This window comes from Streptomyces sp. CY-1, from assembly GCF_047218265.1.
Taxonomy (GTDB): Bacteria; Actinomycetota; Actinomycetes; order Streptomycetales; family Streptomycetaceae; genus Streptomyces; species Streptomyces niphimycinicus.
The window spans coordinates 7,202,406-7,218,652 of sequence record NZ_CP178393.1 but is presented as its reverse complement, the minus strand read 5'-3'; the positions used below and the strand labels follow the sequence as shown (position 1 = coordinate 7,218,652).

Annotated in this window: 15 protein-coding genes; 1 reads left to right on the top strand and 14 read right to left on the bottom strand. The window is 65.8% G+C overall.

All coding sequences use genetic code 11. The features are described 5' to 3' along the window. Positions 1–636: 636 nt before the first annotated feature. The 14 genes from ACK1X7_RS31025 to ACK1X7_RS30960 form a co-directional block, all read right to left on the bottom strand. Positions 637–1,131, bottom strand: a complete 495-nt coding sequence (locus ACK1X7_RS31025) for a 3'-5' exonuclease (protein WP_413116919.1) — start codon at positions 1,129–1,131, stop codon at positions 637–639. Positions 1,132–1,326: 195 nt separating this feature from the next. Further along, positions 1,327–2,133, bottom strand: coding sequence for a hypothetical protein (locus tag ACK1X7_RS31020; RefSeq protein ID WP_413115924.1), 807 nt, complete (start codon positions 2,131–2,133; stop codon positions 1,327–1,329). A gap of 142 nt (positions 2,134–2,275) precedes the next feature. Continuing rightward, on the bottom strand, positions 2,276–3,241 hold the full coding sequence (locus ACK1X7_RS31015; protein WP_413115923.1) for an endonuclease/exonuclease/phosphatase family protein: 966 nt from the start codon (positions 3,239–3,241) through the stop codon (positions 2,276–2,278). Between the two features lie 37 nt (positions 3,242–3,278). Continuing rightward, positions 3,279–3,890: a response regulator transcription factor gene (locus ACK1X7_RS31010; protein ID WP_413115922.1), complete on the bottom strand. Its 612-nt coding sequence runs from the start codon at positions 3,888–3,890 to the stop codon at positions 3,279–3,281. A 47-nt stretch (positions 3,891–3,937) separates the two neighbouring features. Next, entirely contained in the window at positions 3,938–5,053 is a 1,116-nt protein-coding gene (locus tag ACK1X7_RS31005) for a glycosyltransferase (RefSeq protein ID WP_413115921.1), read from the bottom strand. An 85-nt stretch (positions 5,054–5,138) separates the two neighbouring features. Next, positions 5,139–6,128 (bottom strand): GntR family transcriptional regulator, encoded by a 990-nt coding sequence (locus ACK1X7_RS31000; RefSeq protein WP_413115920.1) that lies wholly within the window; start codon positions 6,126–6,128, stop codon positions 5,139–5,141. A gap of 136 nt (positions 6,129–6,264) precedes the next feature. Beyond that, the gene (locus ACK1X7_RS30995) at positions 6,265–7,536 is read right to left on the bottom strand and encodes a cytochrome P450 family protein (RefSeq protein ID WP_413115919.1); all 1,272 of its coding nucleotides are present in this window, start codon (positions 7,534–7,536) and stop codon (positions 6,265–6,267) included. Continuing rightward, positions 7,536–8,846 (bottom strand): cytochrome P450, encoded by a 1,311-nt coding sequence (locus ACK1X7_RS30990; RefSeq protein WP_413115918.1) that lies wholly within the window; start codon positions 8,844–8,846, stop codon positions 7,536–7,538. The genes ACK1X7_RS30995 and ACK1X7_RS30990 overlap by 1 nt, the downstream gene beginning before the upstream one ends. Then, the gene (locus ACK1X7_RS30985; RefSeq protein WP_413115917.1) at positions 8,843–9,466 is read right to left on the bottom strand and encodes a GTP-binding protein; all 624 of its coding nucleotides are present in this window, start codon (positions 9,464–9,466) and stop codon (positions 8,843–8,845) included. Before ACK1X7_RS30985 ends, ACK1X7_RS30990 begins: the two co-directional genes overlap by 4 nt. Then, positions 9,447–9,806: a DUF742 domain-containing protein gene (locus ACK1X7_RS30980; protein ID WP_413115916.1), complete on the bottom strand. Its 360-nt coding sequence runs from the start codon at positions 9,804–9,806 to the stop codon at positions 9,447–9,449. Before ACK1X7_RS30980 ends, ACK1X7_RS30985 begins: the two co-directional genes overlap by 20 nt. Then, complete coding sequence (locus ACK1X7_RS30975; protein ID WP_413115915.1) at positions 9,803–10,210, bottom strand: roadblock/LC7 domain-containing protein; 408 nt, start codon at positions 10,208–10,210, stop codon at positions 9,803–9,805. The genes ACK1X7_RS30980 and ACK1X7_RS30975 overlap by 4 nt, the downstream gene beginning before the upstream one ends. 2 nt (positions 10,211–10,212) lie before the next feature. After that, positions 10,213–11,499: an ATP-binding protein gene (locus tag ACK1X7_RS30970; RefSeq protein ID WP_413116918.1), complete on the bottom strand. Its 1,287-nt coding sequence runs from the start codon at positions 11,497–11,499 to the stop codon at positions 10,213–10,215. Between the two features lie 204 nt (positions 11,500–11,703). Continuing rightward, complete coding sequence (locus ACK1X7_RS30965; protein WP_413115914.1) at positions 11,704–12,672, bottom strand: SAM-dependent methyltransferase; 969 nt, start codon at positions 12,670–12,672, stop codon at positions 11,704–11,706. 758 nt (positions 12,673–13,430) lie between these two features. Then, positions 13,431–14,672, bottom strand: a complete 1,242-nt coding sequence (locus tag ACK1X7_RS30960; RefSeq protein ID WP_413115913.1) for a helix-turn-helix domain-containing protein — start codon at positions 14,670–14,672, stop codon at positions 13,431–13,433. Positions 14,673–15,502: 830 nt separating this feature from the next. Here ACK1X7_RS30960 and ACK1X7_RS30955 point away from each other — a divergent pair. Continuing rightward, the gene (locus tag ACK1X7_RS30955) at positions 15,503–15,673 is read left to right on the top strand and encodes a hypothetical protein (protein ID WP_413115912.1); all 171 of its coding nucleotides are present in this window, start codon (positions 15,503–15,505) and stop codon (positions 15,671–15,673) included. Positions 15,674–16,247 lie beyond the last annotated feature (574 nt).

The following is a 16,247-nucleotide window of genomic DNA, read 5'->3' as shown; positions in this document are numbered from 1 at the left end:
ACGGCAGTTCGTCGATGGTGGATGGAGAGCCAGTGGGCACGGCCCACAAGGCGTGGGCGGCAATGAGCGCCGTACGGGCTCGATCGTGGCCGGCTGGTCCCAGGCCAAGGAGCGCGACGGCCTGGTGTGGCGTGACAAGCAGACGCCTGAATGCCTCACGGTGGCGAGGAGTTGGAGTGCTGGGCTGGACGTTGGTGACGATCGCGGCCAGGCTGACGGCAGCGCAGGTACGGTATGCCACGTTTATTCCAGTCTCGTGTTGCTTGGTCTCTTCCCGGATGTATGTGGCATATCCCAGGTAGTGAGGAGTCTCGGTATCGAGCTGGGCCTGCTGGCTGGCACCACGGTTCACGAAGGCGGGGTCGCTGGCGCCGTCCTGGAGAGAGCTGCTGGGGAGCCAGAACCGTGTGCCCGTGGCGTCAGCCAGCACAACAATCCGCCCATCGGGCACGAACAGCCACGCCTCTGCCAGCGCGATTGGAAGGCCATCGGGGACCTCCTGGCCGCCGTGCCACCGCGGCCAGGGTCCTGCTTGACGGACGGCCGGAGGGGCGAGTGGGCCAGGGGGAGCCACGAGTGAGGGGGCGCGGACGGCTTCAGGCACGTAGGACTGCTCCAGTCAGATGAAGCGGGAGGTCAGAAAAGGCCGGAAGGGTGAGGCTGCAAGGTTTTCGGGGGGGGGCGGCCTGCGGCGTAGATCAGGTCGGTCAGGGAGACAAACAGTCCGCGGCGTGCGGCGTCGCCGAGAAGCTGACGGAAGAGACGGGCTGCGATCTTCCGGTCGTCCGTAGCCTGGTGGCGCCGGGCGGTGCGCGGGAAATGGAGGTGGCTGACCAGGGCGTCCAGCCGGTAGGAGTCCAGGCCGGGGTGGAGAGCGCGGGCCAGGAGCACGGTGTCGATCAGGGCAGTGCCGGCCAGACGAGGGCAGGCGTCGCGGTAGGCATACAGGAATCCGGCCTTGGCCGGAGCGTAGTAGGCAACGTGCGACTCGAGTGTCCCGAGTACCACGGAGGCGGATGAGGCGTTGGCGAGGTCTTGGGCTCGGATGCCGGTCTGGGCGGTGTCCACGGCGGTGAGCGGTGCCTGTTCGGGCGGGCGGATGAACGAGCGGAAGGTGTAACCGGTGGGCAGTGGGCCCCTGGGGGTCCTGGAGTGCGAGGATGCCGAGTTCGATTGGTTCGGGACGGTGGCCGCGCGGTGTCGTCCCCATGAAGTCGATGACGCAGAAACACACCGCGCGGAAGTCTTCGTCTTCGCTGAGATGCCCGCGGGCCCGGGCCGCGTCGTCAGGTCGGGGTTGGCTGTGTGAGAGCGGGGGCGTGTGCGTCATCGCGCCAGGGCCGTGGCGGGAGCGTGGTTACCGAAGGCGAGGGTGGCCAGTGTCAGAGTGCGTAGCTGACCGGGGGTGGTAGCCCAAGCCGTCCACTGGCGCGCGAAGGGTTCTTCCTCGACGGGGAGACCCGCGTCAGGGGCTGCGCTGTGCGCGCAGCTGCGCAAGGTGAAGTCGTGGTGGGGATAGAGGGCGAAATCGCCCAGGTAGTCGGCTGCTGCTGCGGCCGCGGTCCACGTTCCCACGCGGTGAATGCTCCTCAGCGCGGTGACCAGCTGGCGACCCTTCAGGTGTCTCCATGATTCGGCGTGGGCCAGATAGGCATGGGCGGCCGACCGCAGGCCCGCCTGGGCGACACCTACTTTGGCTTTGTGGAAGGCGGAGTCGGGCAGGCAGAGCAGCGTTTTGGGGGTGGGAACGAGGTGGAGCGTTCCGCGCGGGCTTTCGCGGACGGGCCCGTAGAGGGTGCACCAGCGGCCATAGAGCTCACGGCTGGCGTCGGGAGCGGTCTGGCACTGTCGCAGGATCGCGACGCACAAGGCGTCCCACAAAGAGGGGTTGGAAATGCGCACGATCGTTCCCAGGCTGGACAGCGCGTTGGTGAGCTGAGGAGGCGCGGCGGGGGGAAGGCGCTGGCAATGGGTGTAGGTGAGGTCGGGGAGGCTTCCGTTTCCGACCATCGGCATGAAGTCGAGGGCTTGTCCGTCCCAGGAGGCCAGCCAGGTGGTGCCCCGTTCGTTGGACAGCAGCCGATAGGGGCGGCCGGACTCGGTGTCGGTCCAGCCGGGATGGTCGGTGCACATGCTCGCGTGAGTCAAGACGTTTTCCTGTCTGATGGTGATGGTGGGGTTACGGGGATATTGCGGGCGATGCTGTGCCGAGAGACCCGAGCGGAAATCGGGGCACGACCCCCTTCGGCTGGTGTGGGTACTTGAGAGGGGTCGGTCAGGCCGCGAGCGCGAGTTGCCACGTGCGATTGAGGATCTGGATGAACTCATGGGTGTTCACCGTGACCACCAGGACGTCGTGGTCGGACCAGTCCACGTCGATGACCTTGACGTCTGTGATCGCTGGGAGGAGGGGCTTGCTGGCGTAGATGCGGTCGACGCGCTGTCGGCCTCCCTGCCAGTCCACGCCGCAGGTGGGGGCTAGGGCTTGGCGCCGGGCGGCGCCGTTGGTGCGAACGGCATGCCGGGCGACGTCTTCCAGGCCCGCGGTCCGCAGGATCTGATCGGGATAACTGTCCGCGATACGGCGTCCATGGGCGTCCAGCACGCTGCGGTGGGCTACGTGCTGCTCGTCATCGATCTCGTTCCAGTCCGGCAGCCTGACGTGATCCATTCCCGGTTCGGGATAGGAGTTCCAGTCTCCGCCGCCGATCATGTACACCGGTGTCTTCCGCCGGTCGCGATCGTAGGCGCGTGAGGCGCCCGGGACTGTGGCCGCTTTGTCGTTGAGCGTGGTCCACCGCTCCGCTTCCAGCCGGCGCCTGGCCGGGGAGCTGTAGCTGGCATGTACGGAGGAGGCGATGAACGGCACCGCGCAGTCGCCGATTCTCAGCGAGAGAGTGGTGGGCGCTTGGTTCCATACCGCCTTGTCGCGCCATTCGCCGACGCAGCGGAACCGCGACTGGTCAACGAATATGCCGGTGAGCTGCTTGGTCTTCCCCTTCTTGGGGCCCATCCAGCCGCGCAGGCCAAGGGCGTCTTCGTCCTCGTAGAGGAGCTTGCGGTTGTTGGCGAGGGCTTTGTCGCATTCCTGCCGCAGCAGGATGCCGGGGCCGATGTCCGTGATGGTGGCGTGCATGGCCCCGCGGCGACCGGGGTCTCCCACGCCGTTGCCCTCGAAGTTGGAGCTGACGATATGGAAGGTGTCGCTGCCACTATCCTCGGCGGATGTCGTTACGGGCATGACCAGTGGTTCTCCTGAAGAGGACGGCGGGGGCGGGTCAGATGAGTCCCTTGCGTAGCGCGAAGGCCACGGCGTGGGATCGGTTGCGCAGGTGGTGCCGGGTGATGAAGGCATGCAGCACGTTCTTGATCGTGCGTTCCGAAAAGCTCAGCTTGAGGGCGATCTCCGGGGTGTCGTAGCCCTCGGCGACCAGCCGCAGGACATCGATTTCTCTCTCGGCCACTCGCCCGATCCCCAGATTCTGATCCCTTCCGTGGAGTTGGCCGAGCAAGTGGAGCAGGCGTGTCTGGAGGCCCGGCGGGAGGTGGCCGTCTCCTGTAGCCACGGTCTGGATGATGCGGACGAGCCGATCGCTGTCGACGCTCGCGCGCCACATGATCCCGGCGGCACCGCATTCGGCGGCCAGCGACAGTTGATGGTCATGCAGATGGGACACCAACAGGACGAGCCGCGATGAGCCGCTGTGCTGCGCGGTGCGGAGCAGTTGGTACCCGGCCGGATCGGAGATGTCCGCTGTCACCACGGTCACGGCTGGATCGTCGGCACCGTCGTACAGGCGTATCTCCGGCCGCGGGCGCAGCAGACTGATCACCCCGGCTTCGGAGAGGGGGTCATCGGCGCACACCTGGACAGTGATGCGGTCGGTCATCCTTGGGGATCCATCGAATGGGGTGGATTGGGGCGGTTCGGTGTTGCTCAGGGCAGGGCGGAGCAGAAGAGCTGTGCGACGCGGGCAGGCCGGAGGTCCTGGGCGCGGCGGTAGGCGGCCTGGCAGGCCGCGTGGTAGGAAGCAGGGTCGGCGAGTAGTCCGTCGGTGAGGAACAGCAACGCGTTCGGCCCGTGCATGACGTCGGCGAGCAGCCGGCGGGGACCGTGTTGGAGAGGCAGGAGCAGGTCGGACAGGATGCCGGTGTTGTAGGCGATGACCGGTGTGCCCTGGCTGAGGGCTTCCAGAGCGGTCATGCTGCTGGTGGGGCGGCGGCACGGGATGATCACTGCGGCAGCGTTGGCGAGCCAGCCGGGTATTTCTGTCCAGCTGGGCACAGGTTCCAAGGTGATGTTCGGTGCCCGGTCGGCGAGCATTTGGCACTGCTGCCGCAAGGCCCGCTCACCGTGTAGGTCGTCGGGCCCGGGCGGGGCGAGGGCGACCTCCACATGGCGATGCCATGCTCTGGCGCCTGCGATCAGCTCAAGGACACCCACATCCTGGCCGGCCGGGGCCAGTACTCGCACCGGGGCTTCAGACTTCCGTGCAACCGGGGCTGGGATGCCGGGATTGTGGAGTGGGGCGTTGGGGACGACGCGCCATCTATGGGTGGGCCAGGCCGCGGCGGCGGCCTGTCGCAGGACGGCGTCGCAGGAGGTGATGACGGTGTCCGCATACGCCAGAGCCGGTGGCATGTCCTGCTCGTGCGGGAGCGCGGGCATCACAAGGACACGCTGGACGCCCTGTGGAAGAGCTGCTCGCAGGCGGCCCAGACCCCACAAGGCGCCCACGAACACGACGGTATCAATGCGGCGACGGGCGATCAGCATGCTCAAGGAGTGCTGGATTTTTGCTTCGTTGGTGATGAGAGCCTCGCGCAACGCACGTGAGGGGCAGGGGAGGGTGAGGGGGAGGTCGAGCTGGTCGACGATGACGCCGGGCAGCCCGTTGCCATCGCACTGCTCAGCGGCCGTGGCGATGACCACCTGATGCCTGGCCGCAGCTAGCGCGGCGGCGAGTGAAGAGACGGCTCGATCTGTCCCCGTGACCGCGTCAATACACCAAGGGGCGCGGACGAGAAGGATGGAGCGCCGCTGTGTGGTCATGGCAGGGTCCTTCGTGAAGTTCAAATTGAGTGAGAGGCGAGCCGGGAGCGGCAGACGCCAACGCCTGGCCAGATCATCGGGGCGGTCAGGGTGGGTCCTGCTGCCGGGTGTCTCTTGTCCTGGCAGCGTCAGGCCGGGTGTCGGGCGCAGTGATCCGGTACCTGCCCGGCGATGACGCGTCCCGAGTGTCAGCTGCGGCTGTGTCTGTCTCGGCGTTTTCGAGGAGCCCTTCGGCCCGGAGTTTCGGTAGGGACTTGACGACGGTTGTCTGGCCTAAGCCGTAGCGCTGGGCGAGTTTCACCGAGCTCGGTAGGAGGTCGCCGGGAGGCCAGGTGCGGTTGAGGATGTCGTCGCGGAGCGCGGCGATGAACTGCTCGGATTTGCTCAGCAGCTGTCGATCGCCTGTGGTGCCCTTCGGATCTCGTACGAGTTTGCCGACCGAGCCCAGTGTCTCCACGACCCCGTCAGCGGCCAGGGTTTTGATGACGTGGACTATGACGTGTTCGGGGACTTGGTGTTCCTGGGCGAGCTTGCGGTTGGAGGGCAGCAGTGTCCCCGGCGGGTATGTACCGTCTTGGATCTGGTGGCGGATCGTCGTGGCGACCTGGCTGGCTCGTTCTGCTGTCGTCCGTGGTGGTTTTTGCCCGGCGCCTGCGACGCGTGTTCCTGCCTTGCCCGGTCCTCCGTGGAGCACGCCATGGTCTTTGAGGCGGCGCAGCGCGTCACCGGCTGTGCTGAGTGATACGTCGAGACTGCGGGCGAGCTCTGCCCCTGTCGGCACGAGGTCCCCCGGATTGTAGCGGCCCTCGTTGATCTGGGTCAGGATGAATTGCTCGACGCGATCGGTCTTGTTGGCCACGGGGCAGTCGTGGGCGGGGGAGAGGGAATAGCTGGATGAAGTTCGTGCTACCAACCCTTGGTTCTCCAGGTGTTTGCGTGCGGTGCGCACCACGGGAGGGCTGACCTGGAAACGCCGGGCGAGGAGATCTATGCGGGACAACTCGTGCGGGGTCAGTGCTCCCTCGGCGAGCTGCTCGGCCAGCACCGTGGCGATCGTCTCGGACGTAGTGGTCAACGTGTTTCCTTCTCCTGCAGGAATAGGAGGAACGGGAAGGGGGACGCCTACGTGGTGCGCTCGCGGGTGGGAGGGGAGCGGTCCCCACGACTTGGTGCCCACGTGTGGGGCGTACAGCGTCCGTGGTGAGGCGTGGTCAAGCAGCCTTGGCGGTGCCCGAGCGCAGGACGACGGGGAGCTGCTGGTGGCCGTTGGAGATGAAGGACTCCAGCGGGCGCAGATCTCTCTTCGAGACCGCGAGGGTGAGGTCGGGAAAGCGGTGGAAGAGGGCTCGGAGCGCGATCTCAGCTTCGAGGCGGGCGAGTTCCGCCCCGAGGCAGTAGTGCGGGCCGAATCCGAAAGACAGGTGGTCGCGGCGGCTGGCCCGGGTGATGTCGAAGCGCTCGGCGGTGTGGCCGTGGAGGTGCGGGTCGCGGCCGACGGCGGCGTAGCTGATGACGATCGGTTCCCCTTGCCGGAACGTGATGCCGCTCGGTTCGTCGTGAAGATCCTCGGTGGGGAAGCGCATGATGATCGTGGCGACCGGCGGTTGGTGGCGCAGGGTCTCTTCCACCGCGTCCGCCCAGGCGCACTGCCCGCTGCGCAGGAGGGCGAGCTGCTCGGGGTGGGTGCTGAGGTTGACGATGGCGTGGTCGAGTAGGTTCACGGTGGTCTCGTGGCCAGCCCCGATGAGCAGCAGGATGCTGTCGAGCAGCTCCTGCTCGGTGAGATGGGAATTGGTCTCGTCGTCATGGGCGGCGATCAGAGCACTGGTGACGTCGTCACCCGGTGCGCGGCGTTTCGCAGCGACGAGATCGGTGAGCAGCTGGTAGAGCTCCCGATTGTTCGCTTCTGCCTCTTGTGGGGTCTGGTCGGTGGCGAAGATGCCGCCAATCGCCTTTCGGAAGGCGGGGTGCAGGTGATCGGGGACGCCGAGCAGGAGGTTCACGACGGTCAGCGGCAGGATCCACGCGAACGTGGCGCGCAGGTCCACGGTTTCGCCGGGTTCGGTGGTGGCCTGGAGCTGGTCGAGGAGATGGTGGGCGATGTCCTTGATCTGCGGGCCGAGGGCGCGGATGCGGCGGGTGGTGAATGCCTTGGCGATCAGGCGGCGCAGCCGGATGTGTTCCTCGCCGTAGGAGGTCAGGGCGTTGTAGACGTCGACCCACAGCCGCAGCGGCCAGGTGGAGGGGATCCGTCCGTTGATGTAGTCGGGCCAGTGCTGACGGGCGTCTTTGGAGACGCGCCGGTCGGTGAGCAGCCGTTTGATCAGTGCCGGGTCGGTCACTTCCCAGGCGGTCACGTTGCCGGGCAGTTCCACATTCGTCGCCGGGCCCTGGGCACGGAGGAGAGCGGTTTCGCCGTGGATGTCAGGTGCGGTGGGGTCAAGGCGGAAGGGGCAGCCGGAAGCTGCGGGGGAGGTGTCCATCAGCAGGCTCCATGGGTGGTGTGGGGGGCCACGGGCGGGGCGGGCGGGAAGGTGACGGGCACGCTGGCCCAGCCGGAGAGGAACCATCCCGGCTGGCGCGGGAGCTGGTGCCGGGGACGGGCGAGGGCGAGATCAGGGAGCCGGTCGAGGACGCGCTCGACCGCGGTCTCGCAGATGATCCGGGCCAGATCCGGGCCCGCGCAGCCGTGGACGCCGGCGCTGAAGGCAAGGTGTGCGGAATTGCCTGCATGACGGTCGGCGTAGGCGGTGAACCTTGGGTCTGTGTTGGCCATCACGAAGCTCACCAGCACCGGCACCCCGGGCTGCAGAGGGACGTTCTCGTAGGTGGTGGGATAGCGCGGGTACAGCGGGCAGTAGTTCGCGACGGGCGTTTCTTCCCACAGCACGTCGTCCAGTGCGGCGCTGACAGGCAGCACACCGTCGTAGACGTTCCCGGCGAACCGGTCGTCATCGAGCATCAGCAGCAGGGCTGTGGTGATCAGGTTCGTGCTCGGCTGGCTGGCGGCACCGAAGACCAGGAGCATCTGCTGGACCATCTCGTCATCGGTCAGGCCGGCGGGGTGGTCCAGCAGCCAGGATGTGGCGTCCATGCCGGGCTGGCGGCGCTTGATGCGGACCAGTTCCAGACAGGCGGCTTCCAGGTCCTGGTTGGCCTGCACGGCGTCGTGCGCGACGTTGAAAAGCTTGCGCAGGGCCGCCACGATGCGCAGGCTGAGGTCGGGTGACCCGCCGAACATGTCGATCAGGACCAGAGTGGGCAGCAGAGCCCCGTAATCGGCCACCAGATCGGCGTGCGCGCGAGGGGCGAAGGTGTCGATGAGTGTGTCAGCGATCCGCGTGACGGTGACGGCCAGGTCGTGGGTGTCAACCCTGGCGAGGCTGTCGGTGATGGACTGCCGCAACCGCGCGTGTGCCGGTCCGTCCATCCACAGCGCATTCGGCCGACGCTGCAACAGCGGCAGGGCCGGGCTGTCAGCGGGCACCTGCCCGGACCTCAAAGCCGCCCAATGATCGGGATCCTTGGCGAACTTCTCCGGTGTATTACGCAGCAGGTGCAGGGCGGCCGCATAGGTGGTGGTGATCTGCCCGTACACCCTGGGAGCGATCTCCACCGGTGCGATCGGGCCCATCGCACGCAACCGCTCGTAGACGGCACGGGGATTCGCCTCGTACTCCGGCCCGAAGAGCGCGACCGGCTCTGCGGAGGACATGGTGGCGGAGGGGGCGCTGTAGGGACAGGCGCCGGACAGGGCCCAGCCGGGGGGCGGGACGGAGGAGGGAAGGGTCATCGGGCAGGCTCCGAGTAGCGGGCAAGCAGGTACTCGACAAGGCAGATCAATGCATCCCGGGAGCTGCCACGGTCCCGGGCATCGCAGAAGACCAGCGGGGTCTCCGGCGATAGGTCCATCGCTCCGCGCAGCTGCTCCACGCTGTAGGCGGGTGCTTGGGGGAAGGTGTTGACGGCGATGGCGTAGGCCAGGCCGAGTTCCTCCAGCCGGTCAATGACGTCGTAGCTTTCGCCAAGGCGCCGGGGATCGGACAGGCGGCGGGGGTCAACCAGGACCAGCGCTCCCAGGGCACCTCGGGTCAGGTCGGCCAGGAAGTTCTGGAAGCGTTCCTGCCCGGGGGCACCGAACAGGTACAACACGAGGTCGTCGGTCAGAGACAGGCGGCCGAAGTCCATCGCCACGGTTGTGGTGGTTTTCTCCGGCAGACCTTCCAGGTCATCGGTGCCGACGCTGGCTGCGGTCATCTGTTCCTCGGTCCGCAGCGGACGTATCTCGGACATCGAGGCGATGAAGGTGGTCTTGCCAACGCCGAACGCCCCCGTGATCACAATCTTCGCGGCCTGCTCGTGACCGCTCAGATAGCTGATGTCGGCGGTGGGATTAGAGGCTGCGGAGTCCATGGAGTACTGCCTTCAACAGGTCAGGGTCGGATAGCTGGGCGGGCGGGATCGGGGCACGGGTGGTGATGTGACCGCTGTCCATCAAGTCGGCCAACGGGAAACACAGGACGCTGACCGGAAGGCCCAGGTAGGAGCTAATCTCGGCGACCGAGAGAGCACCCGGCAGGCACAGCTCCACCACTCGGCGATGCTCCGCGGTCAGATGGGAGCGCGCTGTCTCGGGCCGGGAAATGACCAGCGTGTGGTGATCGAAGTGATTGCGGCTCGGGGCGGGCCGGCCACCCGTGACGACATACGGCCGCACCAGCCCGTTATCCCGGCCGCGCCGGGGCCCGGTCATGACACCGCACCCGCGGTGCCCCGCGACGCGACACCCATTTCCTGGCCGAGTCGGGCGATGGTCTTCTCCATGGCGTAAGAGACCGCCTCGACATCCGCCCGCTCGGCGGCGGAGACCGCCAGATAGGCGCTCTCACCGGCAGCCATGAGGAAGATGTATCCGCCCTCGTACTCGATCATGGTCTGCTGCCACGGACTGTTCTGACAGTCGGCGAACTCCGCCGACCCGCGGCTGAGGGACTGCATCCCGGAGACAGCAGCCGACATCCGCTCGGCCATCTCCCGGTCGACCCCCTGGGAGCTGGCCATCGTCAGACCATCGCCGGACAGCAGCAGCGCGCGCTTGGTGCCATCGAGATTCAGGATGTGCTCGTCCAGGATCCAATCGAGGTTATTGCGGTGCACGGTCAGGCATTCCTTTCATCAGAGGTGCTCTCGGCTTGCGCGGCTCGACGGCCGCGGACGAACGCGCCCACGCTGCTGCCGGACTTCGTAGGGGTCTGCGAACTCGGAGCGGTGGAAGCGGCTGGGGGCTGCTGCGGCTGGCGCCGACGGCGCTGCAGCAGACCATCGGGGCGCGCCTGGACCGCCTGCTCGGGATGGTGCTGTGGCTGTTCCGTGCGGGCAGCGGGGACGTCCTGCTGAGTCGTCGACTGCTCAGGGATCGGCGGTGTGGGCGTAGCAGTGTGCTGCGGCTCGGGGGGTGCGGTGAGCAGGGCCTCAGGGAGATGGATGACCGCGCGGGTGCCGCCGAACGGGCTTGTCGTATCGACGCTGGCACGGAAGCCGTACCGGGCTGCGAGCATCCCGACTGCGGCGAAGCCGAGCCGGAAGGGATGACGCAGCTGTGTGAGGAGCACGGGCTCCTGGCCGGGCAGGAACCTGGCCGCCCATGCCCGGTCTTCGGGCTTGAGACCGACGCCGGCATCGTCGATGACGATGCTCACGCCATTGCCCTTCACGAATCCGACCAGCACTTTCGAACTGGGCTCGGAATGACGGGCCGCGTTGTCCAGCAACTCAGCCACAGCCAGCGCCACCGGCTCAACAGCCCTGCTGACCACAGACAACGGCAACTCGCCGATGACCTCGACGCGACCGTAGTCACGAATGCGGCCCGCACCGGCCCGCACGACATCCAGCACCGGAGCAGCGACCCGCTGGCGACCTGGCCAGGAGCCAGTCAGCATCCCCAGCACCTGAGCCCGACGCCCCAACTGTCCACTGGCGTGATCGATCGCCATCGCATCAGCCAAAACCAGCGGGTTGTCGTGCCGCTCAAGCAGATTGCTCACAGCCCGCTGCTGCTCATTGACCAGCGCCTGTACCGACCGAGAGACCTCCTTGGCCGCGGCCTGTGCCGTCTTCTCCGCCCACTGCCCGGCCACGTTCCCCGCATCGGCAACCAGACGGACAACCGCATCCTGGGCATCCGCGAAGCGTGTCCCTGCCAGTCCCGCGTGCAACAGGCCAGGCACCGTGGCCTCCTGGCCACGCCACAGGTGAACCACGACGGCCGGCAGCCGGTGCTCCACCAGGTGCTGAGCTTCCGCGTCCCGTAGGTCGATCTCTCGCCTGAGCGCCTCTATCTCCTGGGTGAGCGCACCAGTCCGCTGTGCGTGGTCCGTCTCCAGAATCTTGATCCGACGAGACCGGCGATAATGCAAAGACACCACTGCTGCGGCGGCCACCACAGGGGTCAAGAACCAGAAGACTATGAGGGGGGTCATTAGAACCTCGAACGCAATGGAAACGAAGGGGTAGGTGATTGAGAAGGCCGTCGGGACGCTTCAGGGCCTCGGGACGGGGGAACCGAAAGCCTCACTCGTGTATGCGCCCCGACGGCCGGTCCAGATACAGCGGCCGCACGCCGGGTAAGCAGGTGTGGAGACCGCCTCCTAAAGGTCGTCTCGGGTCGGGCTATACGATCCGGCTTCCCAGGGACAAGCGGAAGGTTTCACAGGGGTTTCGACTGGAGTAGGCGCTGTTCCCTCCCCGGGGTTGGCAGCTGCGCTAGGGTCCGTGGTTTCACGGGCGGCGACCTTCTGGCCGATACCGCCGTACAGCCATACCCGCGCGAGTTCCTCTGCAGTGACCTCTTCGTTGGGATTCCAAAGTGGTATCTGCACCACTCCGGGATCGATCAGAGTAAACCCAGCGAATAGCGCCTCGATCTGTTTGTGAGACCGCATCGTCACCCCGACAGCGGCCTGGTATTCGTCGTAGACAGCTGCACCGTGCGCGGCCCTGTCGTGTTGGAACTCGCCAGTGGCATGCGACAAGGCTAAGTAGCTTGCAGGCGGAAGCGCATCACGGAGGGTAGCGAGAATGCCGGCGGCGTCATCCTCGTCCGCAAGGAAATGCGTAATAGCGGATAGTACGAGAGCGATCGGTTGTCCCCAGTCAAAGATGTCCCGTGACCGTGCCGTCTCGATGACGGCCTGAGGGTCTCGCAAATCACCGTGAGCATATTCGACCCGGCCGGACTTGTTGCTCACAAGTAGCGCTTGTGCATGCGTGAGCACGATCGGATCGTTATCGACGTAAAGAACATGGGCATCATCTATTACTGATTGCGCGATCTGGTGGAGGTTGGGTTCGGTGGGGAGGCCGGTGCCGAGATCGAGGAACTGGCGGACCCCCTTCTCTGTCAGATGACGCACCACTCGCCTCATCCACGCACGGTTGGCCCGAGCACAATCGATGGCCTCTGGTACCCGCCGGACAACTTCTTCAGCAGCCGTTCGGTCGACTTCGTAATGACCCTTCCCGCCAAGAAAGTAGTCATACATTCGCGCGGGATGCGGCACGTTGGTGCATACATCGGCCGGGTGATAGGAGCCATTGAAGGGACCGAGGCTGTTCACGGGGCCTCCGGCTAAGTGACTTGGAAGGTGATTAGTACAGAGGGCGGCGGGGTTGACCAATGGCCTTCGGAACTCCCCTAACCGCAGTCGACGATCAGGGAATTCGTGGACTCGCCGCTTCTGGGAGAGATCGAGTGGCATTGAGGTCGAAAGCTAATGACCCAAGTGATTCAGCCTGCGTGCCCAGTCGCACTCCAGCAGGCTCCGTTACTGAAAGGAGTCGGGAGAACAGCCTCGCCGCTCCCTGCGGGCCTTTGTAAGTGCCCGACGCAAGGGCTCGCGCTCCGAAAGGACGCGGGGTGCACTGGGGGGCTTGTGCCAGTGCAGGCCAGGCGGGGAGGTCTTTGTCATGGGAGGCACGACGACATGGCATGTGCGGCCGAGAGCAACGGTGTCCGGCTCGTTCCAGTTGCTGCTTGCTCCCGCGGGCACGAGGAAATAGAGCCGCGGTTCGAGGCTCTCGGGGTGGAGGATCACCGGCCCGACTTGGCAACCTGCTTCCTCAAGCAGGTCGATGGCTCGAAGACCGATCGCCTCAACCGTGCGGATGACATCCCACCACTCGCCGACAGGGCGAAGGTCGGACTCGTCGCCGGTGGGCATCCATCGAGGCGGCTGGGCCGCAGCACCCCGTTCGGGGTCGGGCATCATGGTAATGGTCTCCTCACAACTGACTGTGAGGAGACCATTCCACTGTGCAAGCGCCGTGAGCGGACAGTCTGTCCGCAGGAATTTACAACCAAGTACTTGACGCTATGTCAGGATGTGGTAAGGCCGGCCCAGTTCCCAAAGGCCGACAGCTCATTGGATGGGTGAGTCTCCAACCGGAGCAGTGCGGACGTGGTCTCGCGGACGGACGGGTGGAACCGCGTGTGGTTCGGTGCGATCTTCCTGGCCCGCCGCAGTTCCTCAAAGGCTCCGGCCCGGTCGCCGAGGGTGAGCTTGGCTGAGGCTACGTCGATGTGGTGATGGCTGGAGCGTTCGCCAACGGTCGTTGCTGGCGGAGCCCATTCTGCGTCGCCGGACGGGGCCCACTCAGCGAGCCGGGCGAGGGCCTGGTCGGCGTCGCCCATGTCGATCAGCGCGTGTATGCCATGGATGCGAATGTTCGTGGGCCCGAACGACATCTCGTGAGCGAGGGAATCGCGGTTCCCCGCCATCTGAGCTATCTCTTCGGCCTCGCGTAGGTACGCGCTCGCACCGTCCGGATTGTTCTTCCGGGACTCGATCACCGCCAGCTTGAGCAGCAGCGCGCCGTCGACCGCTAGAGCATCATCCGTGAACGAACGTTCCGGCTGTATGCGTTCCAGCTCAGCGCGCAGGGCCAACAGCTTCCGTCGGGCGGGTGCGTAGGCCCCCTGCCGTAGCATCGCTCCTGCTACTAGGTAGCCGGCGGTGATCTGTAGCAGTGGATCGCCTGACTGGTTGGCAGCCCAGCGGACCCGCTCCAACGCCGTGTTCGAGAGGTCGTGATGGCCCATCTTGTGGGCCAGTGAGTTCACCGCTCGATAGGCGCGAGCCAGGTGCCAGAATGCCTGCCTTTGTTCCCTGTCGTCGAGGGCACTCAGTGCCACATGGGTCAGTTCTGCGATGATTGGAGGTAGCAGCGGCCCCATCGGCGCGTAACGGGCGTCGCGGCGCAATGCGGCGACCTGGTCTACCTCTGATGCCAGCACGGGGAGGGGACGAGGCGCGATTTCCAGCTCGTCGGGGGTGTCGTAGCAGAGCAGCAACCGGCGCAGCTCAGGAATGACGGCGTGTACGGCGTCTTCAGCTTCGGGCTCACCATAGTACGGCTGACCTGTCAGCACTTCCGGGCCGAAGTGCAAGGCGTTCGCGAGCGCTGCCACCAGCGACGGTGTCGCCTTCCGGGCGCCGGACTCGAGTTTCTGGACATAGCTGGGTGAAATGGCAACTTTGTTGGCAAGCTGGGCGGCTGACAGTTTTCGTGTCCTGCGTGCGACGCGGAGGCGATCTCCGAGCGTCAGGCTTTCACTCATCGGCGGTTTGTTCCCTTCGCGGTGGAGCACTCCCGATCAGAGTACGGACGATGTCTAGTCCACCGTCATGGTCGCAAGCTTTGAACGGAACGCCCCTGTCCCGGGAAGCATTGATACGGCAGCGTCGGAACATGCGGAGTCTGCTAGTCCGACCTGATCAGGGAATTTGCTCAAGACTCCTTCGAGGGGCTGAAAGAGGGGCGGTGCTCCAGCCTGCTGGCATGCGGCCTTGCAGGAAGTCAAGGGGTGGCGGAGAGAAACCTACGGACAGTTTGTCCGTGCAGGGGATTCGGGTGATGACATGCTCCTACGAGTGCACTTGCTACAGGCATGCGCATGCGCAGGGTGTCATCGCGTCAGGTCACGGAGACGAGGTTGCCCCGACTCTTCGACGCACCGAGGGCAGCCCCGCACCAACTGAACGAGGTCAATTCGAAGCAGGACCGCCGTGCCTTGACCGTGGGCCACCGAAAACGTAGTGAGCGGGGATGCCCTTCGGGGCATGCCTAACCAAGATCGCAGAAGCAACGGCGTGGGTGATGGGCGCTGAGAGTCCGAGCATCCCGCGTGACAGGTCCCCCTCGAAGGTCGTCGGTTAACCACAGCGTCCGGCATGAGCTCGGGAGCAGAACTGTGCAACTGTTCGACACCGCAACGCAGAGCCACACCCCGATGCGCATCTCTAGCCCGGCCCTCATGTACGCGTACGGCATCACCCGCTACGGCTCGGCCCACCTGGAGCACGCGTTCACCTTCCTCACCTACGGCCTGCTCCAGCGTCGACTCGAAAACCTTGGTGCCCGCGTGCGCATGGTCCGGACGGTACGGACGTGGACGAGCCGATCTACGTCAAGACCAAGCAGCTCGGCGTGCACTGCCTCGACCTCGCGCGCACAGAGTCCGCCGAGTTCACGCCTGTCACGCAGGCGCTCAATCTCAAAGATCCTGAAGCCCAGCTACGGCCGAGCCAGCACATCAACGCCATTGCAGTACACCTGTAGAAATGTCAATCGGCCCCGGCAAGGGTAGTTTCCCGAGAGGCGGTGGGCGATATGCTCCCGCATGCTGGCTTGGATGACTAGATTGTCGAGTTCTTCCGGGCGGATCCATTGCACCGCGTCGGCCTCGTCCTTAATTGCCAGAGTGCCCCCACCGGCCGACCGAATACGCGGCTTCGTACTGCTGCCGGATCCCGCCATCGGTGTACGCAACGATGCGTGCCGGGGAGGGGAGTGGACGCCGAGAAATCCACTGATTTTCAGCTTGGCCGCCACTTGCGACTTCCCGCCGGTACCCCGGCGGGAGAACCGAAGAGAAGGGAGTAGATGGTGACCCAGCATGAGCCTCCCCCGCCCAGGGGTGGCCTTCTGGTGGCCGTGGAAACCCTGACCGCCATCCACGATCGTTACGACGGCGCCGCATCCGACCGTCCACCGGATGGTTCCGGCGACGCCCCGTGGCCGGGCGGTGACGGCAACTTGCACGACCGCGAGTAACAGCGAAGCGGCGTGGGCTCCCATGGATGTTCTGTGAGAGCCCACGCTTGTCCTTCGCATCACGTGATCGGACGAGGGG